This is a genomic window from Lysinibacillus sp. 2017 (genome assembly GCF_003073375.1).
GTDB lineage: Bacteria > Bacillota > Bacilli > Bacillales_A > Planococcaceae > Solibacillus.
Map to the genome: position 1 here is coordinate 2,199,517 of NZ_CP029002.1, position 20,288 is coordinate 2,219,804.

General features: G+C 33.8%; 21 protein-coding genes and 1 pseudogene. 10 read left to right on the forward strand and 12 right to left on the reverse strand.

Going from position 1 to position 20,288, the window contains the following annotated elements; all coding sequences use genetic code 11:
- Nucleotides 1-64: 64 nt before the first annotated feature.
- A complete protein-coding gene (locus DCE79_RS10630) occupies nucleotides 65-1,159 on the forward strand; it encodes an NADH-dependent flavin oxidoreductase (RefSeq protein WP_108713031.1) in 1,095 nt (364 codons plus the stop codon).
- Between the two features lie 484 nt (nucleotides 1,160-1,643).
- Entirely contained in the window at nucleotides 1,644-2,036 is a 393-nt protein-coding gene (locus DCE79_RS10635) for a hypothetical protein (protein WP_108713032.1), read from the forward strand.
- Nucleotides 2,037-2,187: 151 nt separating this feature from the next.
- Here DCE79_RS10635 and DCE79_RS10640 read toward each other — a convergent pair whose 3' ends face one another.
- From DCE79_RS10640 to istA, 3 genes are all read right to left on the reverse strand, one after another.
- Nucleotides 2,188-3,447, reverse strand: a complete 1,260-nt coding sequence (locus DCE79_RS10640) for a hypothetical protein (protein ID WP_108713033.1) — start codon at nucleotides 3,445-3,447, stop codon at nucleotides 2,188-2,190.
- A 66-nt stretch (nucleotides 3,448-3,513) separates the two neighbouring features.
- Nucleotides 3,514-4,272: an IS21-like element helper ATPase IstB gene (gene istB, locus DCE79_RS10645; protein WP_108711591.1), complete on the reverse strand. Its 759-nt coding sequence runs from the start codon at nucleotides 4,270-4,272 to the stop codon at nucleotides 3,514-3,516.
- A complete protein-coding gene (gene istA / locus DCE79_RS10650) occupies nucleotides 4,269-5,555 on the reverse strand; it encodes an IS21 family transposase (RefSeq protein ID WP_108711590.1) in 1,287 nt (428 codons plus the stop codon). Before istA ends, istB begins: the two co-directional genes overlap by 4 nt.
- A gap of 249 nt (nucleotides 5,556-5,804) precedes the next feature.
- Between istA and DCE79_RS18990 the strand changes: the two are divergent.
- Nucleotides 5,805-6,140, forward strand: a pseudogene (locus DCE79_RS18990) (DUF2812 domain-containing protein); the annotation flags it as partial.
- 404 nt (nucleotides 6,141-6,544) lie between these two features.
- Here the strand turns inward: DCE79_RS18990 and DCE79_RS10660 are convergent.
- The 4 genes from DCE79_RS10660 to DCE79_RS10675 form a co-directional block, all read right to left on the reverse strand.
- Entirely contained in the window at nucleotides 6,545-7,081 is a 537-nt protein-coding gene (locus DCE79_RS10660) for a hypothetical protein (protein ID WP_108713034.1), read from the reverse strand.
- A gap of 123 nt (nucleotides 7,082-7,204) precedes the next feature.
- On the reverse strand, nucleotides 7,205-7,819 hold the full coding sequence (locus DCE79_RS10665; protein ID WP_108713035.1) for a hypothetical protein: 615 nt from the start codon (nucleotides 7,817-7,819) through the stop codon (nucleotides 7,205-7,207).
- A 338-nt stretch (nucleotides 7,820-8,157) separates the two neighbouring features.
- Nucleotides 8,158-8,874, reverse strand: a complete 717-nt coding sequence (locus tag DCE79_RS10670) for a class I SAM-dependent methyltransferase (protein ID WP_108713036.1) — start codon at nucleotides 8,872-8,874, stop codon at nucleotides 8,158-8,160.
- Between the two features lie 317 nt (nucleotides 8,875-9,191).
- A complete protein-coding gene (locus DCE79_RS10675) occupies nucleotides 9,192-9,935 on the reverse strand; it encodes an amidohydrolase family protein (RefSeq protein ID WP_108713037.1) in 744 nt (247 codons plus the stop codon).
- Between the two features lie 381 nt (nucleotides 9,936-10,316).
- Here DCE79_RS10675 and DCE79_RS10680 point away from each other — a divergent pair, with 381 nt between their 5' ends.
- Nucleotides 10,317-10,799 (forward strand): hypothetical protein, encoded by a 483-nt coding sequence (locus DCE79_RS10680; protein ID WP_108713038.1) that lies wholly within the window; start codon nucleotides 10,317-10,319, stop codon nucleotides 10,797-10,799.
- A 207-nt stretch (nucleotides 10,800-11,006) separates the two neighbouring features.
- On the opposite strand, the gene DCE79_RS10685 is transcribed toward DCE79_RS10680, so the two are convergent.
- From DCE79_RS10685 to DCE79_RS10705, 5 genes are all read right to left on the reverse strand, one after another.
- Complete coding sequence (locus tag DCE79_RS10685) at nucleotides 11,007-11,288, reverse strand: hypothetical protein (RefSeq protein WP_108713039.1); 282 nt, start codon at nucleotides 11,286-11,288, stop codon at nucleotides 11,007-11,009.
- Between the two features lie 197 nt (nucleotides 11,289-11,485).
- Nucleotides 11,486-12,106, reverse strand: coding sequence for a hypothetical protein (locus DCE79_RS10690; protein WP_108713040.1), 621 nt, complete (start codon nucleotides 12,104-12,106; stop codon nucleotides 11,486-11,488).
- A gap of 250 nt (nucleotides 12,107-12,356) precedes the next feature.
- A complete protein-coding gene (gene lepB / locus DCE79_RS10695) occupies nucleotides 12,357-12,926 on the reverse strand; it encodes a signal peptidase I (RefSeq protein ID WP_108713041.1) in 570 nt (189 codons plus the stop codon).
- Nucleotides 12,927-12,973: 47 nt separating this feature from the next.
- Entirely contained in the window at nucleotides 12,974-13,630 is a 657-nt protein-coding gene (locus DCE79_RS10700) for a CPBP family intramembrane glutamic endopeptidase (protein ID WP_108713042.1), read from the reverse strand.
- A 433-nt stretch (nucleotides 13,631-14,063) separates the two neighbouring features.
- Nucleotides 14,064-14,558, reverse strand: a complete 495-nt coding sequence (locus DCE79_RS10705; protein WP_234417249.1) for a hypothetical protein — start codon at nucleotides 14,556-14,558, stop codon at nucleotides 14,064-14,066.
- 345 nt (nucleotides 14,559-14,903) lie between these two features.
- Here DCE79_RS10705 and DCE79_RS10710 point away from each other — a divergent pair, with 345 nt between their 5' ends.
- The 6 genes from DCE79_RS10710 to DCE79_RS10735 all read left to right on the forward strand — a co-directional run bounded on the left by DCE79_RS10710 (nucleotide 14,904) and on the right by DCE79_RS10735 (nucleotide 20,158).
- A complete protein-coding gene (locus DCE79_RS10710; protein WP_159083094.1) occupies nucleotides 14,904-15,236 on the forward strand; it encodes a DUF3139 domain-containing protein in 333 nt (110 codons plus the stop codon).
- A gap of 312 nt (nucleotides 15,237-15,548) precedes the next feature.
- On the forward strand, nucleotides 15,549-16,778 hold the full coding sequence (locus tag DCE79_RS10715) for an S-layer homology domain-containing protein (protein WP_159083095.1): 1,230 nt from the start codon (nucleotides 15,549-15,551) through the stop codon (nucleotides 16,776-16,778).
- A 397-nt stretch (nucleotides 16,779-17,175) separates the two neighbouring features.
- The gene (locus DCE79_RS10720) at nucleotides 17,176-18,129 is read left to right on the forward strand and encodes a protein kinase family protein (RefSeq protein WP_108713046.1); all 954 of its coding nucleotides are present in this window, start codon (nucleotides 17,176-17,178) and stop codon (nucleotides 18,127-18,129) included.
- Between the two features lie 211 nt (nucleotides 18,130-18,340).
- Complete coding sequence (locus DCE79_RS10725) at nucleotides 18,341-18,814, forward strand: DUF4188 domain-containing protein (protein ID WP_108713047.1); 474 nt, start codon at nucleotides 18,341-18,343, stop codon at nucleotides 18,812-18,814.
- Nucleotides 18,815-18,951: 137 nt separating this feature from the next.
- Nucleotides 18,952-19,758: a HipA domain-containing protein gene (locus DCE79_RS10730; RefSeq protein ID WP_108713048.1), complete on the forward strand. Its 807-nt coding sequence runs from the start codon at nucleotides 18,952-18,954 to the stop codon at nucleotides 19,756-19,758.
- On the forward strand, nucleotides 19,751-20,158 hold the full coding sequence (locus DCE79_RS10735; RefSeq protein ID WP_108713049.1) for a hypothetical protein: 408 nt from the start codon (nucleotides 19,751-19,753) through the stop codon (nucleotides 20,156-20,158). Before DCE79_RS10730 ends, DCE79_RS10735 begins: the two co-directional genes overlap by 8 nt.
- Nucleotides 20,159-20,288: the final 130 nt, after the last annotated feature.

Genomic DNA, 20,288 nt, shown 5'->3' on the forward strand with positions numbered 1-20,288 from the left:
GTAAAGCACAATCTTTGACTTTTAAATCCGATAAAATTACTCTTGTTTAGAAGGAGTGAACAATATGACAACTTATTTAACACCATTTACTTTTAAAAACGGCGTCACAATTCGTAATCGTTACATGATGGCGCCAATGACAACATACTCAGCAAATGCTGATGATACCGTATCAGATGCGGAGATTACATATTACCGTGAACGCTCATATGGCGTCGGTGCGGTGATTACAGCATGTGCTTACGTAATTCCTAATGGGAAAGCCTTCCCAGGTCAAATCTCGGCGCATAGCGATGAATACATTCCAAGCTTAAAACGTATTGCAGATGCAATTCACGATGGTGGTGCAAAAGCAATTTTACAAATACAGCATGGCGGACGCCAAGTAGGACGTAACCTTGTACCAAATGGTGATATCGTAAGTGCAAGTGACACGACAGCAGCAGATGGCGGTGTGGCTCGTGCTTTAACGGTAGAAGAAATTGAGGAAATCGTAATAGCCTTTGGTGAAACGACACGTCGCGCAATTGAAGCAGGATTTGACGGTGTTGAAATTCACGGTGCCAATACGTATTTATTACAACAATTCTTCTCAGGCTTTACAAATAAACGTACAGACCGTTACGGTGGCTCTGTTGAAAAACGTATGACCTTCTTATTAGAAATTATCGATCGTGTAAACCGTGCAAAAGCGCAATATGCTGATGACCAATTTATCGTTGGTTATCGTTTTAGCCCCGAAGAGCCTGAGGAAGATGGGATCACTCTAGATGAAACGGTTCAACTTGTAGATCGTTTAGCAGATGAAAAGCTCGATTACTTACACATTTCATTAGGTGATTTCCGTGCAGAAGCGCGTCGATATAGCGGTGAAAAAGAAAACCGTATTAAAATTTTAAACCGCGTCATTAAGGGTCGTGTACCGCTTATCGGCGTTGGTTCGATTTTTTCACCAGAAGATGCGAAAGAAGCGATGGCAACAGGCGCTGATTTACTTGCACTTGGTCGTGAGCTATTAATTGAACCACACTGGGTAGAAAAAGTAGCAGCTGGTGAACCAGTTATTACTGAAATGGATATGAGTCGTGATAATAACATTCCAGAGCCGCTAATGATCAGAATGAAACGTAATGTTGGTTGGGTGCCAGGCGTAAAATAGTAAAAAAAGACCCGCTATGACGGACCGACCTAAGTTTAATTAGAGGTAAGAAAAGTTTAATCATCGAAACAGATAGAACAAGTATTATTTATTGATACCGTTCTATCTGTTTTTTTATTTTTCTTTTCCACGAAGAATGGCCTGAAATAATAATTTTTTTACCATTATTCATAAAATTTTTACTTTATTTATCTTTTATTGAAAATAATATGCTATTGTTCATTTTAAGTTTATATTCATCTACTATACTGTGAACTAGATGCACCAATTCAAACAAAACGGAGGTACATACACGAACAAACTATTACATCGATTTCGGACTGGATTTCGACTTAGCGAGGGATGTGATCACGATAACGGCTATATTGCTGTTAAAAGTAAAGCCAATTTTGGTGCAAATTTTACAATCAAACTTCTTTTATAGGGGTTTGTCTGTTCTATCTGATGTAGAACGTATTCATACACAATCTAAGGGGGATTAATAATGGAACAAAAATGGAGTATTCGTTTAATTCGCTTCGCGGCGATTTTCGGTTTAATTGGTACATTTTTAGGTTCAAAAATGGCAGGCAATATGGATTATTCACTGCGCCCTATTCACGCTCACATACTACTTGTTGGCTGGTTATCAGTTTTTGCATGGGGGATTTTCTATAAGATGTACCGTGTAAAATATAAAAAGTTAGTAACGGTACACGGGATTTTAGCGATGACCGGCGCATTCGGCTTAACGTTTGGTATGTGGATGTACAACATAAATCCATTTAACTTAAACGAAACTTTCGTCATGATACTATTCATCGTTGGCGGAACACTTTTATTACTCGCATTTTTACTGTTTGTTTTAATCACGTTTTTTGTTGAGAGAGAGGATTAATCCGTTATAGTAAATGCGAGTCAAGAAGCTTAGAGAAGCTAATTAAAAAGATAAGCTGAGTAAATGATTTCATCTAAATAAAGCGATTATAAAACCACCTAGAACGTTGTCATATCAACATTCTAGGTGGTTATTTTTTTACTGCATTTAGTTACAATTCATTTAATTCAACAACTTCTCCATTATTCGCCTTTACTGCAAAATGGCAATCTAACTTTCCGCATAAAACATAGCTACCCTGCTCAAAATCATATACATAATATGGTGTCAATTCAATGAAGTCCTTTAATTTCTTAAATGCTTCCTCTTTTTTAACCTTTATTTCCTCTGCTTCTTCTAATTCCATATATATTTTTAAAAATGGCTTATTATCCATGAAGTTCAATACTTGATAAGTCTCCGAGTCAATGAATAGCTTCAATTTCCTTTTAAATACGCGCTCTTTCTGTTCCTTTGCTTTTAATGTTGCATGGATGTATCCCTTATCTCGATATAGCGACTTTAATACCCATTTCCCTGAATCATTCGGGTATTCTTGACTAAAAAATTTTTTAATGTTACTAACACACTTTTTAATTTCTTCCTCTGTTATTGATCGCAAATCTGGATGTGGTTCACACTGAAATGCTTGATCAGGCGTGACATTTTCAATGAGTGATATTATTTTACTTTGGAAAGTTTCTTGAATATTATCATCCCACTCTAACACTTTGTCCATTTGCAAAGAAAACGTATCATCTACAAAGGGTAAGGTAGAAAAACAGTTATTCTTAATATAAATTTCTTCTATTGCAAATGCAGGAATGAGCTTTTTTTGTTCAGTGACTGGAAATTCAACTAACTTTAATTGTTCCTTGGCTAACTCTTCTATTTGTTCAAGGGAAAGTAAATATTTTTCTTGTTTTACTAGTTTCTCTGAGGGAAACTGTCCATATATAGAAAATAAGGTCAGCCTCCCTTCCTTATCTAGTTTTAATTCAATATTACCTGACGGAGAAACTGCAACCCCATCTATACATTCCTTGAATTGAAGGCCTCTTTCTTCTTCCTTCCAGAACTCAAACTGCCTTCCATAATTTAAACCCGTTTCCTTTTCGATCCACTTGATGATTTCATCCCTATTATTCAAATCAAACGTCATACCATCAACAGTCGATATCCCCTTACTAAAAATGACACGTTTTGTCCTTCTTGAATGGATGTCTAACTCAATACAAGCTGTTCCCTCTGGATTATAGGTTTCATCATCCCAATTTTTAATATGATTTGGAAACCATTCCATGCTTAGGGTATAAACCGTATCTTTGAAAATTGTCGTACTTCGGTAAATATCAAATGTATGTAAATAATATTCGTGTAAGCAGTATTTTTCTTTTGTAAAATTAACTAATTCCTCTATTCTCTTATCCATCTAAATCTCCCTGTACAAATGTCAATTAATCTATGTACAAAAACGCTCACTTAACTGTGTATAAAATTACTCACTTTCTGGAGCTAAATGGTTTTTCAAACGATAAGAATTACCGATGATTGTTACAACCGTTGCGTGATGTAAAATGCGATCTAAAATCGCATTGGCTAACTTAGGCTCCTGAAACACTTCGTCCCAAGATTTAAAGTTAGCGTTTGTTGTAAAGATTGTGCTTCGTTTTTCATAACGCATATCGATTAACTGGAAGAAGAGTTTTGCATCCTCCGGATCAATGGGTAAATAACCAATTTCATCGATAATAAGTAACCTATATTTTGTGTAATGCTTCAAGCGGCTCTCTAGACGATTCTCTAGGCGAGCCCTTTTTAAGTTCTGAATCAAATCATGACATTTTATAAAATACGTACTTGTACGTTTTTTTGCAGCCGCAATCCCGATAGCGGAGGCTAAATGGGTCTTACCCACACCACTAGGGCCTAAAAATACGATGTTTTCATTACTCTCAATAAAACGTAATGTAAGAAAATCATGAATCTGTTGCGGGTTGATTGACGGTTGGAAGTCGAAATCATAGTCCTTTATCTCTTTTAGATTTGGGAAGGCACCCACTTTTACCATCGCATGAATCATATTGTGTTCACGTAAATCAATTTCATAATTTGTTAATTTAATCAACGTATCGATAAATGACATTTGATTGTGGATGCCGAAGTCCACGACTTCATCTAAATGTGTAACCATTTGTTTTAATTTTAAATACTCTAAGTTCTTCAAAAGTTGCTGATAATTTGTTTGCTGTATCATGTGTCATACACCTCTCCAATAGCTTTTAGATTGTTTTTCGCTAAAGTATCAATGTCTGGATAACGAGGTGCAGAAATTTGCAAGGTTTCTTTATAATCTGAAGGACGAATATTTAATTTTCGATTCGATATAAGATGCTGTGCAATACACTCCATGTTATAATAAATCCATAATTGATCATCATGTATTTGTATCCCAACTTTTTGGCCAATGTACTTAGTGGGGACTGAATACTGGTTGGCTTTGTAGGAGACCATACTTGATGTGTTTACTTGTACAAGCTGATGCTTGATACGGTAAGAGTTCCTTATCTTTTCTGCGGGTAGCGGAAGTAGGGAGCTCTTTTCTTTTTCTAAAGCAAATACGGGTATTTTGCCTGACCCTTGATGGAAAGATTGATTCAATCGATTCATTAACTTTTCAATGAAATGATAGAGCTCTTCTAAGGTCAATTGACCTTGATATGCATGGATTTCATCAATAAATTTCATCTGTGTTTCTACTTTACCTTTTGTACGAGGACGCCGTGCTATACATGGTCGTACCTTAAAGTCAAAATCCTTCGCAAAAGCGGCGAACCTGCTATTTATTTTTCCTGAACACTGTTCTGTTCGTGCCACATCCATAATTGTTTTTGGGTTATCAGTTACGATCTCTTTTGGAACACCCCCAATTTTTTCGAATGCTTCGGTTAAAAATGAGAACAAAACATCTTGTGTTTTACTCAATGTCAGAGTAAATATACGGAATCTTGAATACCCTAGAACCAGCGCACCTACGTTTACCTCTACTTTTTCACCATCACTTGTCTCAAAAGGAATGCTTTCCTTCCAATCAAACTGTGCCTGTTGACCTGGTGGTGTTTCAAATCTTGTCGTACCTTTCGGTGAGGGAATACGCATTTGATCTGTAAAATAAGCTGCGAATTCGGGTGTCTTTGCGATATAGCGACGGAATGTAGAAGCACCACATTCTAAACCGTGATTGTCTTTTAAATATTGCCAAAGTATACGGCGGTAATAAAACACCTGCTTTGAATCCTCCGACAGTAGTGCAGCGATTACCTCATAATAATCATCTAAAATAGATGCCTTTTCTTTTGTTTCTTTTGGTGTAAATCCATTTAGGTACTTATCAACTGTACGTCGATCCACACCCATTTCTCTAGCCAACTGGCTTTTGTTAATTTTCATTTTTAAATTCTCCATTAACTGTTTGAATTTTGGTAAGTCTGAAAGACTATTAATTTCAAAATTCGTTTGAACATCTAGCGTTATGTACATACTAATCACCTCATGATTAGTATGCTAGAAAGTGAGGCAAAAGTGTACATCTTTAAGTGAGTGCGATTGTACATGAACATCGTAGCATTTGTACCCTACTTTTTAATGTATGATGTACAACATCTTCTACTTTTCAATAATCACTGTATGCTGGGTTAATATAATTTTACCGTATTAACCCTATATTGTATTTTGATTCAAGAAAACAACATCTAATATAATGATTTCCTTACACGCCTCTTCTTTTATACATTTGCATCTGAACAAAAATTTCAGCAATACAAAGCACTTTATGAGGAGTTTGGCTGGGTACATGTAGGCGGCTCACGGTTATCGACTTTACAGTATTGGTTAAATCCAAATAATAAAGATGATTCCCTGTTTTCCGATCAATCCTCTGAAAAAAATTATTTACAGCGTCTTAGCAAAACATACGGGGCATGCGCATTCTTTTTCCTTTTTATCACATTTTGTGTATTTAAAAACTCAGCACAGTTTCTAAATATTAAAGATGCTTATTATACACCAGGGTTATGGGAACTTTTGGGGTGCATTCTTATTCGAAACACCTTCCGCCATCTTTAGATTCAGCTCTCCATGGCTAATGCTAATCTTCGGCATAGTATCTTTAAATACGTATTTTAAATATAAGGCTCTGTTAAATTTAATTGTTGTTTTTAAATAATTGGGGGAATCTGATTTATTGTGGTTTCCCATTTTGGGTATAGTAAGAAAAATATGAATTTACAACAATAAGGAATATACACTTTTATACAAGATAGAGAACACTTCCAACAAGCAAAATACAATTGTATCAACCATTTGAGCCATCTGTATTAAATATGGTATAAAAAATGTTCACAAGAAAAAGCACGAAACGCTGTTAAATCAACGTTTGTGCCTTTTTAAACTGTCCCCAAACTTTCATTTGGGAACGTTTATTAGGTTTGTATTGTATACTTTATAAATCCTTAGTACTGAATCTAATTTTAAAATTTGTCCGATTCAAAAAAAGGTTCAATACCTATTTCTTTTAATAAGTATTTTAGATGGCTATGTTTTTCTGCTAAATGTTTTTTGGGAATTAAAATTTCTTCTTTTACACGTTTAAAAATATTAGGGTTATGTTCAGGAAACCATTCTTCATAACTAATCCCTTTATCTTGTTCAATTTTTATTAAACAGTACACTATATTTTCAAACATATAGGGGAATTCTTTTTCTATCCGGTCGTGATATTTTAAAAGTGCATCAAGATAATCTTCGAAGCAATAATATTGATTTAAAGGATCTCTATGTACCTCCCACTCTTTGACTGGCTGAAATACCTGGCAATATCCTGTTTCCCAAGTCCCTAACATACAGGTAAATGCAACAATCGAGTATTTTCTAGTTTCAAAATCTTCGTCTGCAAAATATTTATAATATTCTTCTCTATACTTACCATAACAACCACTAGTATGATAATAGCCTACTGCAAAACCTTTCAAGCCACGTTTTGCTTGTTCGATAATGTTATTCGTCAAACTTCATCCCTCCGCCCATTTATCCTTCAAGGATATCTAATTTAACTTTATTTATAAATACATCAAGAGCAGTCACATACTTTTGGGCTGCCTTTCCATTGCATGAAGAATCAAAACAAATCGTCATACTGGAGAGATTTGTCCTCCGAGTTTTGCAATAAGTTGATTGTTTTTTATTTCAAAGTTGATACGATTACCAAAGTATATATCATCAAACAAATGTTCAGGTTGAATACCCAAAGGTTTAATATCAATTGTATATTTCTTGTCACCAATACTAACAATTGCTTTGTTTGGTGTTATCTCGGTCTTTACGTTTTTTAATAATATGGCTATTGGGTCATCAACAGGTACCTCAACTGGCATCATACTCTGTGTTTTCTCGGATTTTTGCTGTTGCATTTGAAACACATGAACTTCACGTTCTAAAACACCAGTACCAGTACCTTTAGTCAAAATTATGACAAGCTCTTTCTTTCCATCTTGACTGATATCCTCATAGATAATCTCAGGAGACCAAGTAGGACTTGTTGTGTTTATCCAATAAGGTTTTGAAAAGAGGCTACCTTGAAAATCAATTTTAAAATCTGTATATAATCCATTCATCTTTTTTGCATAAATTGTAACGCCTACTTTATCAGACTTAGCAATTTCATCATAGTTATTTGTCGTAGCTATCGCCTTCGATAAAACAGCAAAAAGAGAAATGGCAATAATTAAAATAAGTATTTTTTTCATAAGAAAACACCTCATTTTAGTGTTCTCAAAATTTCACTGTTTATTACACTAAATTGCTACGTTAGTTGAGGTAAAAACATTCCCAAAGCGTCGTTTGGTAACATTTCATGCCATTCAGAATAAGTGGATCGAACAGTCCTCTTTAAAATAATTTCTCACAGCGTCTCAGAGCGTTATTTTCTATAAAAACAGCGACAAACACTGTGAAATCAGTGTTTGTCGCTGTTTGAAATGTTCCCAAGCTTGAAGTGACTCCTAATAGTTAGACACGGTTATTGGTTACCTAACTTTGATTTGGTAACGTTATTTGGATAACTCTGCATAAAAGTTGAAGTGAGTTATTTTATACTATGAAAAATAAAAGATTTTGTTTTTGAAGTTGCTTGATTAAATTCCCAATCTCCATAAACTTGAATCCGTGAAAACCCTGCTTTTTTTAGTGATTCATAAATTGCTTCCTGTGTTCTAAATTTCAATTGCATTTTTTCATGAATAACTACTTCTCCAGTATGTTTTCTTTTCACCGTTTCATAAAAAGTAAAAACATCGTCTACTAATCCTTCATATTGTGTCCAAATTTCAAGTGGCTCACCATTCAATAAATCTGTTGCTATATCCGGTGTCGTATCTTTTTCCCACTCTTCCCACACTTTTTCTAATGGATTACGAGTATCGAAAATAAAATGGCCTCCAGGTTTTAACGCTCGAAAAGCATCTGTAACAACATTTTCCCAGCTTTTCTCTGTAAGAAATACTTGTGCAACATTCGCAGTCATAATTATTGTTTCATATGTATTGGTTTGTAGATTTGAACTATCACCAACTATCCATGTCACTTCATCAGAATATTGCTTATTTTTCGCATATTTAATTGCTTCTTCATTTGGGTCAATTGCTGTAATTTGATAGTTTGCTTTCGCAAAATGAGTTGTTAATCTCCCTGTCCCACAGCCTAAATCGGCTATAGTCTTTACATTAATCTTCTTCAATAATGTTAAAAAAAATTCATCGTCTTTTCCCCAACCATTTACTTGGTCATAAACTAGTGGAATCAATCATTTACCTACTTTCTAAATGTTACTTATTAGTCCCTTAAAATGAAGTGTTCTTATCTTCCCATACGACATTGTAGAACCTGTATTTTCTCTATTCAATTATAACAAATTATGGATTTTTCACCTCGTTAAATATTAAAGTTATCAAAGCGACGTTTGGTAACCTAATTGAGGTAAAAAGCAACCAAGACGGTTTATAAGTCTTAGCTGCTGGTTCGAACGTTCCCAAGCTTTTATTGAACTGCACCCCATTTGTTAGACACATCTAACAAGGAGGTGCAGTTCACATTTGGGAACGTTTTTTGTATACAGATGTATTATTTGAAATACCAATTCTGTGCATTTATGTAGAGAATCTTATCGATCTCTTTATCATCAAATAGTTCTTGAACTAGTGTAATGTCGGTATCACTAAAAGGTCGTCTTGCACGTGTTGAAGGTAAATCTGTTCCAAACATTAATGCATCTGGATTTACTTTGTAAATCAATTCTAACGCATTTTTCACATTAAGCTCGACACGCCCAAAACCTGTTGCCTTCACACGAACACCTTTATCCACTAATTTGAGTAAATGTGGTAAGCCTTCTTCTGATAAGCCTAAATGGTCAATTGAAACTGCTGGTAACGTTTCAATTGTTGCTGCAATGTCAGGTAATTCTTTTGAATCAATGTATAATTCGCTATGCCAGCCAACTAAATCATATACACGTCTTGCAAAGTAATCTAATTTTGATAAATCTTCTGAGCCACCTCGTTTAATATTAAATCGAAGCGCTTTAACTCCGTTATTATGTAAATGAATAATTTCTTCATCCGACACGCTATATGGTAATTGTGTGACACCACAAAACGTTGGCCCCATTTCTTTTAAAGCTTTTAATAAATAATTCTGATCAAAGCCTTGAAATGATCCTGAAACAATTGCACCACCTTGAACGTTCAGATGCGCTGTATCTTGTTCGTAATCGTCTACCACATAGCTTGGTGGTATATACCCCTGATTTTCTTTAATGGGAAAATCAAAGTCAATAATATGGAAATGTGCATCAAAAATTTTCATCGTTAAGCCTCCATCGTCGAAATTATGTTACACAAATATAATTCTAGATAAATATCATCAATACCTTCTAGATAGTTCCCAAAGCATAGTTTGGGCACTTATCGTTCACAAGCAGCCAAAATACTCCCTATTCAATTGAATAGGGGGTATTGGTTCCCTAAGGTTTATTGAAGTGCCCCCTAAAAGTTAGACACGTTTATTGGTTACCTAACTTTGATTTGGGAACGTTTATTTGAATAATCAATGTATGTAAATATTGGTTTAGTGTATTACTGATTTAATTAATCCCTAACATTTTTGTGATATTCAGAGGGGTTTAGTTTCGGAAATATATTTCGGAATAATTAAATAATATATAATTATAAAGAAGGGGGTGAGTTTTTGAAGAGATGGACTTGGCTTATCATTATAGGAGTTCTTATTTCAGGTTACATATATAATATTAGTTCAGCTAAATATAGGGAATCTAGTGTATCTGAAGTATTCAAAATTGTTGAATCAGATTATTCGAAAGAGCTGTATACTACTGGAACGATTAATTATGTTTCCGAAGATATTACAGAAAACAAAAAAGCTACACTTTCAACAGAAATGATAGCCAATTTACTGAATCAATTAGAAAACACAAAGGTAACAGGTATTAAACAAAAAGATTTAAACGCTTTAACTGAACTTAATTACTATATTATTGACTTAGAATCGACGGTTGCGGATAATCTTATACTTTTTGTTAGCCAAGATGAAAATACTGGAAATAGTATTTTAGAAGTATTCGCTATTGATAAGAAATTAGCAGATAAATATCTCATGCGTGACAAAGAAGTTTTCAATTTAATAGCAGAATTAATAAAACAAGCCCATTAATTAAAGTTTCATTTGGAGAATTACTGTTCATAAACAGTCGAAACACCCCCTATTCAATTGAATAGAGGGTGTTGGCTCCCATAGTGTCATTTGGGAACGTTATTTGTATAGAGGTGTATAGCTTATGCTCGGTTAAATTAGGCAAATAAACTAATAAACTTTTCGCTATATACATCTATTGCAATCATTGCATTCAATTAAGGTAATTTATTTTTTTTTTAAATCGAAAAGTACAGGTGCTATATTTAATAAAATAGAAACAATTGTCAAAAACCAAAATGCCCTAGACATACCTGGTACTACATCTGATAAAGCTGCCCAATCCTCCACTTTTATCCACGTATTTAGATAACTGTAATCAGCACAAACTGTTAATGCTGTAAATGATAACCCCATTGCCATCGCAAGTTTGTAATCTTTGCCTGTTGCATACATATAAAGGTTAATAAAAGTTGCTATTATTGCGATAAGACCTAATATGACCCACATAATGATGCCCCCATTAAACTTTCAATTTTCAATATAGACATAAAATGGAATAATAAAGTTCCCTAAGCGTCGTTGAAGTGACCCCTAAAAGTTAGACATGGTTATTGGTTACCTAACTTGCATTTGGGAACGTTTTATTATATGGGCATGTATATTTATGATTACAGTTATATCAGTGTAGTATGTCAATGAAGCATTTATTTTTTATTAATTGTAATTTGAGTAGTTTCTAGTCCTAATCGTTTTTTTAATTCTTCGGATACAGTAAATGAAATAGTTGAACCCTTTTCTACATCTACAAATTTATGATGAATAGCAGTAACAACTGTGCCATCCGTTACATAGGTTTCAGAAGGATTGGAAGTCATTTTTAAATGGTCTATATAATTCCCACTTATTTGCCCTTGCATATAAATTTCATTTGGGAAAATAGGGTAGGCTGATTGTCTTTCTATCAAAGAAATTTCAATCGTATTTTCTTGTATTTCCACTATTCCGTTTGTCGGAACAGATACTCCGTTAATTTCTAATTGATAATCCCATAACTTTATTGCTAAATCTTTTAATTGGGTGTCACTATAATCTTCAATAAGGTCATCAATCAATTGCTTATAATACTCAGCTTCTTCTTTTTTGTAATTGAGGTCCGTTTCCATACTATTCAAAGCAGATGATAATTCCTTATTTTGTAATTCTAATTCGTTAGTTTGAAGAGTTGTATCTTCCGAAAGTTGGGCTGAATCGTTCACTTCCTCAATTTTGTCACTATTTGTAGAGTTATCCTCACTGTTATTTGAGCAAGCAACGAGAATGAACATAAGGCTGAAACATACTATAATTCTTTTCAATTCCCCCACACCTCATAACTAATTTTTACTAATTTTAACAATTAAATTACATCGTAGCAAACATAATTCCTAAAGCAGAGCTTGGAGACGTATCGTACACACGCAGTTTAAAACACCCCCTTATCCAATTGAATAAGGGGGTGTTGGTTCCCTAAGAGTCATTTGGGAACGTTATTTGTATTCATTTTGTATATTTTACTTATCGGCTTAAAAAATAGGATTATTTAACAATACCGATACTATCAAGTGGATAGAATCTAATATTGGTTTTTCCAAATACCTTTTCCATTGGTACTAATCCCACACTAGCATATCTACTATCAAGACTATTTCGGCGATTATCACCTAAAACAAATAAATAGCCCTCTGGAATCGTTGAGTAATCCGTTGCAGACTGTAATGTAAAATCTTCTGTTAGTAGACTATTATCTAACAGTTGTTTTTTATATACGTCTAAATATGCCTCTTCAATCGCTTCATCGTTAATATAAAGTGTGTCGTTCTCATATGAAATATGGTCTCCTGGCAATCCTATTACCCGTTTAATATATGTCTCTCCATTAGGAGCTTCGAATACAATTACATCAAATCTTTCAATACCGGAAATTTTCATACCGATTATATTTAATAAAACGATATCGCCATCTTCATACGTTGGCATCATCGAAGCACCGTTTACTACTGCAGGTGACACTATAAATATAATAACGGCAATCGTAATTATACACGTTATGACAGTAGACTTAATCCACTCTAAAAATTCTTTTATCTTAGCGTTTTTCAAAAACATCACTCCTTTAGTTATCATAAAATTAATAATATTGGATGAGTTATAAGTTAGTAGAAGAGCGATACTAACAAGTTATATAAAGAGTGGATAACGATTACCGACCAAAGAGAACCGCTTTTCTTATACACATAACCGAATATAACGCTCAATATAAAAGCTGTTAATGAAGCAGTTAAAATATAAGGAAATTCGAAAAGCCCTTTATAAAACCAAATAGGAAAATGAATGGATGCAAAAAGTAAAGATGTAATCGCATTAGCTATCCAAAATTTAAAAGAATTCATCAGTTTTTTTAATAAAAAACCTCTAAAGACAATTTCTTCAGTAATCCCGACTAATAATACAGTATTTAGCAATTCGTTAAACCCTATTTGAAAATCAAGGTTATTATGTAAAATAGTGAAATTTAATATTATGAAGTAAGATATGAAAACCAACGATACATAAAATGTCCATTTTAAACCATTTCTAAAGTTATGACGTAACCCTAAATATGAAAATGGAACCGCTTTTTCCATAACTTTAACTAATATTAAAACTGGAATTATCCAAATAACTACTTTAATAACGGCTGATGATATAGCTCTCGGAACAGAATCCATCAAATCTAAATATTGAACTAGCCATAACTCTCTGATACACCATAGGGCAAAAAATGCTATGAAGTATGCCCAAATATAATTCTTATTTATTTTTAAATCCATCAAACCCCTCCCTTTTTTCTCCTTCAAGAATCCTACTGAACTAAACCAATAGTATCGCTTTGTAAAATACCATTAATTTACTTGTACGAATGAAATTAATTAAAAGTTTCAAAAAAGGAATAATCTATAAATGATTTCAACAAGTTCCCAAAGCGACGTTTGGTAACTTTTCAATGAGATTTTTTTATACGTTGCAGAGCGTTATTTTCTATAAAAAACAGCGACAAATACTGTTGAATCGGTGTTTATCGCTGTTTGGAATGTTCCCCAAGCCCCTCTTTCTATTTTTTATTGTTGTCTAATAATACTTAACGGTAAATTGCGGGAAAGGTTTCAAATATAAACACTTCTTCCACTCCAAACCTTCGTTTGGTTACATTTCATAAAAGAATGATATTCAATAATATACCTAGATTTTTGAACTAGACAAAAGTTACTTCTCCTTTTTGTCGGTCCATAAAACTTTATATAAAAATGCGAGTTCATATTCTTCAATACCTGGGGGTAGGTCTCCATTTTCGCCCCCAACAGTACGCAGGCTGTTTTTAGTAGTACCTAGCCACGCTGCTATATAAATTGGTTTATCTTTTTCTAAAGTAACTTTTTCGCCAATTAGCTTACCAAAAGAGTGACTCGTCATGTTATATGAATAAAACTTTGAAGCAAGCCCAGAAGGTATACCATTTAGCAGTTTTAAAGAATGATCTTCGCCACTAATGTCACTTATTCCAAAAGAAATTAAGCTGTCTTTATATTTTGTTTCGATTGCACCCCAAGTCTTTAGTAACTCCTCTTTAAACTTACCCTTTTCATATACCTCCACTGAAAATTGCAAATCATCGTCTTCTTTCAAAGTGCCATTCAGCTTGAAATATTCAATTTGCGCCACACCTGTTTTACTAATGAGCAATCTTTCTTTTTCATTCATGTTGTATGACTCAATCGTTATTTTCGTATTTGATGGAGGTTTTTCTTTTTCTACATCTGTGCAGCCTGTTAACAACAAAGTGAAAATTATAAACAAGCAGTAGCTCTTAAAATGCCGCATTTTCATCCTCCAATTAATATATTTTAGTAAATTATCCCAAATAAAGGGTATTTGTACAATAATAACGACGCAATAAAATGTCCGTTTGTGAAATAAAATTCCTGCATACTAACATTACGGGTTAGATAGAAGGTTTCATCGCCATATTTATCGAAGTTAATTTCTATAATGCAAAAGCGGAAATGTTAAAAATGATTTTAATTATAATTAGTGATGGGGGATCGAATGAAAAAACTATTGATAATAGCAGTAGTAATTGTAATACTTGCTCCGTTTTGTACAATAGAAATAAAAAAACAATTATATGAAAAGAGAGTAGAAGATTATTTAATTGAAAATACGTTTTATCAGAAAGATGAAACTGAATCTATTAAAGCGAAATGGCATTTTGCAGGTCTTCCGAGTTATTGGGTAAATGTTATCTATTCTGACGAGCCAAATGTTGTTTATACTTATTTCGCTCATAATAAGGGTAAAGTAGGTCAATTTGAATATTATTCAATTGATGGAACGAACCTTTCGACAGAACAATTAAAGCATTTCGAGAAATATAAATAAACATAAATTTATGTAGCTTCTTTGATTAGATAAAGCGAAACGCCCCAAAATGGAAATATTTCTAAAAACACAAACGCTGTTAACTCAACGGTTGTGTTTTTTAGTGAGTAAAATCTCTCTCTAATGATGTGCTATTTTTATTAAAACCTCAAAAACATTGGTTTAATGATGCCCCCTTAACCCTTAATATTAGAAAACAATCTAATTTAAGCATTGATATGACACACTCAATATCTCTAAGTATGTTATATAATGTAAATTATAGTATGGAATCATAGTTTCAAAAACAAATAAGGAAAAGGTGAAATGTATATGAAATTCAAAAAATTATTTAAAACAACAGTAGTAGCTTTATCAGTTACAGCTATGTCTTTAGGTCTTGTTGGAGCTAATGCTGAAGCAGCAAATCAAAATTTTAAAGATGTGCCTAAAACTCACTGGGCAGGGTCTGCGATTTATGAAACTGTTTCAAAAGGAATGGTTACAGGTTATTCAGATAACACATTCCGTCCATCAAACAATGTAACTCGAGCAGAGTTTGCCGCATTCTTATCTCGTGCTTTCGATGGCGCTTTTGAAAGCAACAGTACCTTTTCAGATGTTCCAAGCACTCACTGGGCATACCCATCAGTAAATGAAGCCATTGCACTTGGTATTATTGATACTAAAGACTATGGTAAAAAGTTTGAACCTGATAAAGTTATGACACGTGCAGAAATTGCTAAATGGTTATCTAAAGGTTTAGCTAGCAGCAATATTGAATACCAAAATGCTATAGATGAAATGGCTAACTCTGACCTTACTATTATCCCAATTCCAGAATTCTATAAAGGTGGAGTAAACAAAGCTGACTTACCTTATATCGGAGTTGCTTTAGGTACAGGATTATTATCTGGCTACACTGATGAAACATTTAAACCAAATGATAAAACTACACGTGCAGAAGTTTCTGTAATCTTAACTCGATTTTTAAGCAATATGAAAAAATCTCCAAAAGATTTCAATGATTTAAATGAATTCCGTGAAGTTGCATTAACAGGTACAAATATTTTAACAGTAACAAACTTTAAAGAAATGGCTGAAGGACAAGGCTTCAAAGAAATACTTGGAAAACCTTACACTTATAGCACACTTGGTACTGGCGCAATTGAACATGTTATCTTTGTTGATACTATCGGACTTCCAAAAGGTGCATATTCTAAAATGTTCACTGCAAATTCTAGTAAAATGAAAAATGGTCGGTATACTACTTTTATTGAGTATTCATTCACAACTAACCAAAGCATATCGTATGACCAATGGTTAAATTCTAAATCAACTGGCTATTTTACAGGTTTGCAATTAATGTCTAGTGCCCCAACAGCAAAATATGGTTATAGAACACCTCTTGTATCTAAAAGTGAAGTTGTAGGAAAAGGCAAATTCTTTAAAATAGGGACTAAAAATGTATTCTGGGGCTATGCTGGAGCAGGAACTGCAGTTGGGGAGCGATTAATCGGCTATACAGATGATGGTTCTTCATATGGCTATATTATAAAGTAAATTATTGATGCCAGTACGTTTAATCAAGACATGGGCCTGCTGAAGACACTAAATTAGCTAAAGTGTCCGGGCCCCTCTGTTGCCTTAAGCATATTCAAAAAATCTTTTCGTTCGTTTTATATTTTTAGCCGAAGTTTTTATCCAAAAACAAAAGTAGATAACTTCCTGTCGCAAAGAAAAATGGCAATCCTTATAATGATATAAATTGAAAATTCAAATGGATTTAGTTTTCTTTCTCTTTTAATTTTTTTGAAATGTCTATAATAATAGAGAAATTATCCAATAGATCAACCAAAAAACCAACTCCTCACAATAATATTCTCTCTAGAGCACATTTTTAAAGAAGTTGTAAAATAAAAAACACTTACAATTTACGAAGGGTGGAGCCTTATTATATATGCCTAACATTGATATGAATACACTTATTCAATACGTCCAACATACATGGAGCAAATTATTTAAGGAGGATATAACTGAAATTCGAAACGCTGATAAAATCATTTATGAATTGCAAGGCACTAATGAACAACTATATATTCTAAAAGGCGAAAAAACGAACTTAGACAGTGCGGAGCACAATTGTCAGTTTGCGAATCAGCTTAACACGATTTTCCCTACCCCTCTTTATATCAAATCAGTTGATGAACGTTACACTGTTTTATACGCGGACTATATTTTAACACTTGAAGAAAAATTAACAGCTGGTTCAGAAATCAATGCATTAACCGATGGACATCTAAAAGAAATCGCTGCTAATCTAGGGAAAATGCACAAGTTTAGTTTACATAACAAAATCAGACTCAATAAAGCCACTTCTTGGTCGATGTTCGGTGGCAATAAGACTTTAGCAATTGGTGATTATGATGAAAATGAGCTCTCCTTCCGTGATTTTGAAGAAGCTTTTCAACATAACGCTCATTTTGCAAGTATTAAAAAATTATATTTGGACGCTAGGAACCAATTAGTAACGCTGTGGCCGTCACTTCCAAAAGCAGCTACCCAGGGTGACTTTTGTTATTACAATATGCGGTTTGATAATGAACGAATGGTCGCCCTTTTTGATTTTAATTTGGCTGGCGACGAAGTTTTAGTTAATGAATGCGTGGCTGTGGGAATCTATTCTTGCTGGCACGTTCCTTATACTGGACAATTGCCTTCAGATGAACGCTTTCAACTATTTATGGAGTATTACAAAAAGGTGCGTCCGCTAACTGACGAAGAATTGCATGCATTGCCCCACCTGTTTTCGATTATTCGCGCCTTCCGTTATAATCGTATCGAAGCTGGCATTGCGAATGCAGAAAAGATTGATGATTTCATCGAGGAAACAACAAGTATTTTATTGAAATAAAAAGTTGAATAAAGCAACAGTATGTAGTTTCTAATATCTAACCAAAAGAAGATTTTATCTATGAAGAATTACATATGGCTTTTTTTATTAGGAATCATAATCGTACGAGTACTCAAAATAACGTTTCCAAATGAGTAAAAATGGAATCTTTGAATAAAATCTTGCATACAAGCTTACATAGCCTACTTTTATATAATAAGGAGATTTTATTATAAGAGCGAAAATTTTCAACGGCAGACATATCGCCAATTCCAAGGATCAAGAATTTGTTGTTTTTATGATTGGGATGCGGATTAATGACCTGTTCAAATTTTGGAAGTGGTTACCGGTGTTTAAAGCGATGGGGCCAATGATTAAAGAATTGTACCAACACCCACAATGGGGCTTCTTACACACTGAATTTTTCTTCAGTTGGAGAAAGGTTGTCCTTATTCAATACTGGAAAAGTTTCAATGATTTAATCAACTATGCTCATGGAAAAAACCATGCTGCTGCGTGGAAAGCATACAATCAAAAGGTTAAAGATAATGGAAGTGTCGGTGTTTTTCACGAAACGTATCAAATCGGAAAAGGTGCCTCTGAAGCGATGTATGTGAATATGCCGAAATCAGGTTTAGCAATAGCTACCGAACATATACCAGTATCTCCAGCAACGAATACTGCTAGAAAAAGAATGAATGAGTAATAGAATGTACCGAGCACAAACATCATTGAATTATTTTTGCGCCCGGTACATAAATCATATTTTAATTGCTTTATAATATGTACTTCCTTACCCAAAACGATATAATAAACATAACAAATTTATTGGACGTGAGAAGCATGAAAAAAATTCATATACCAACTGATGCCATTCGGATTATAAGTACTTCTAGTAAAGGTGACCAATCCAAATGGCGTATAGGTGATAAGTGGGTTAAGCAAAATACACTTGGCTATGAAGGTCAAGCTGAAGTGCTTGCTTCACTTGTATTAGCTTGCTCTACATTACAAGAAAAAGATTATGTAAAGTACTATCCCTGTAAAATTGTTGTGCCTTATGGAGAAACTTCTATTGGCTGTTATTCTTATGATTTCAGAGGGAAATTGCAAGAAGTTACGCTTGAACGTCTATTTGAAGCCAACTTTACATCGACGGATCCAATTCTTAATGATAAATCTCTTTCTACGCATGAAAAATTTGAGCAAATCATGCAGCTAGTACAGGACTTTACTGGACTAAATGTACGTTTAGAAATCGCTCGCCTACTTGCCTTTGATGCGATTATTTTAAATGAGGACCGACATACGAATAACATATTGTTCTTATATGATCCGCTTGAAAAGGAATGGAAGCTTGCACCAATTTTTGATAATGGTTTAAGCTTATTATCTGATGAAAAGGACTACATTTTGGGTAAACCTATAACGATATTAAAACGTAAAGTAAAGGCAAAACCATTTAACTCATCCTTTTCCAAACAAGTAACTCTTTATAAAGGACCAGCATTTATTGATAAATTAAAATTAATTGCAACACTAGAGACGAGTACAATTGATTTTGGACGAGCAAAGCAAGTATTACTATCTCAGTTAAACGAACCAAATCTAAAACATCTTTTCTTTGAAAGAAGTGAAATAAATGATTGATTACATGAAATTTGATGTCATGTGGATGGATGATGTAATTGCTAGTGTAGATTTAAAGCCCTCTAATGGTGGCACACCGTACGTCATTAACTATATTGATGATTTCAATAAGCAGTTTTCACCGAATATGGAGGGACATATAACATTAGAGGAACTTGAAAAATGGCTCAAGTGGCGCACTTTCCCACCAACACGTGCCAATGCCAATGAATTGCTCGAAAGTCTTGGCATGCAAGCATATAATCGTTGGGGCATTGTCCAAAAAACACATGGTGTCATGGCAGACGATGAAATATGGCTTCGTTTCAAAGGCGAGAATTTGCAACATAAAGATGTGTGTTTACGTAAGGAACTATACTATCCGGAGTCTACAAATGAAACGATACAAGAAAATATCTAAAAAATGAACCATTACTTCTATTAATAACCCGTTCAGTTGTCTGGTACAAAATAAGAATTAAACACATAAATAGAGGCTGGGACAAAACCCAAAAATAGCATTTTTCTCTGTGAGAAAAATGCTATTTTTT

What these genes read in the sequence shown, in the direction of transcription:
- DCE79_RS10630 (WP_108713031.1), top strand. Translation starts at nt 65, where the DNA reads ATGACAACTTATTTAACACCATTTACTTTTAAAAACGGCGTCACAATT.
- DCE79_RS10635 (WP_108713032.1), top strand. Translation starts at nt 1,644, where the DNA reads ATGGAACAAAAATGGAGTATTCGTTTAATTCGCTTCGCGGCGATTTTC.
- DCE79_RS10640 (WP_108713033.1), bottom strand. Translation starts at nt 3,447, where the DNA reads ATGGATAAGAGAATAGAGGAATTAGTTAATTTTACAAAAGAAAAATAC.
- istB (WP_108711591.1), bottom strand. Translation starts at nt 4,272, where the DNA reads ATGATACAGCAAACAAATTATCAGCAACTTTTGAAGAACTTAGAGTAT.
- istA (WP_108711590.1), bottom strand. Translation starts at nt 5,555, where the DNA reads ATGTACATAACGCTAGATGTTCAAACGAATTTTGAAATTAATAGTCTT.
- DCE79_RS10665 (WP_108713035.1), bottom strand. Translation starts at nt 7,819, where the DNA reads ATGAAAAAAATACTTATTTTAATTATTGCCATTTCTCTTTTTGCTGTT.
- DCE79_RS10675 (WP_108713037.1), bottom strand. Translation starts at nt 9,935, where the DNA reads ATGAAAATTTTTGATGCACATTTCCATATTATTGACTTTGATTTTCCC.
- DCE79_RS10685 (WP_108713039.1), bottom strand. Translation starts at nt 11,288, where the DNA reads ATGTGGGTCATATTAGGTCTTATCGCAATAATAGCAACTTTTATTAAC.
- DCE79_RS10690 (WP_108713040.1), bottom strand. Translation starts at nt 12,106, where the DNA reads ATGTTCATTCTCGTTGCTTGCTCAAATAACAGTGAGGATAACTCTACA.
- lepB (WP_108713041.1), bottom strand. Translation starts at nt 12,926, where the DNA reads ATGTTTTTGAAAAACGCTAAGATAAAAGAATTTTTAGAGTGGATTAAG.
- DCE79_RS10700 (WP_108713042.1), bottom strand. Translation starts at nt 13,630, where the DNA reads ATGGATTTAAAAATAAATAAGAATTATATTTGGGCATACTTCATAGCA.
- DCE79_RS10705 (WP_234417249.1), bottom strand. Translation starts at nt 14,558, where the DNA reads ATGAATGAAAAAGAAAGATTGCTCATTAGTAAAACAGGTGTGGCGCAA.
- DCE79_RS10710 (WP_159083094.1), top strand. Translation starts at nt 14,904, where the DNA reads ATGAAAAAACTATTGATAATAGCAGTAGTAATTGTAATACTTGCTCCG.
- DCE79_RS10715 (WP_159083095.1), top strand. Translation starts at nt 15,549, where the DNA reads ATGAAATTCAAAAAATTATTTAAAACAACAGTAGTAGCTTTATCAGTT.
- DCE79_RS10720 (WP_108713046.1), top strand. Translation starts at nt 17,176, where the DNA reads ATGCCTAACATTGATATGAATACACTTATTCAATACGTCCAACATACA.
- DCE79_RS10730 (WP_108713048.1), top strand. Translation starts at nt 18,952, where the DNA reads ATGAAAAAAATTCATATACCAACTGATGCCATTCGGATTATAAGTACT.
- DCE79_RS10735 (WP_108713049.1), top strand. Translation starts at nt 19,751, where the DNA reads ATGATTGATTACATGAAATTTGATGTCATGTGGATGGATGATGTAATT.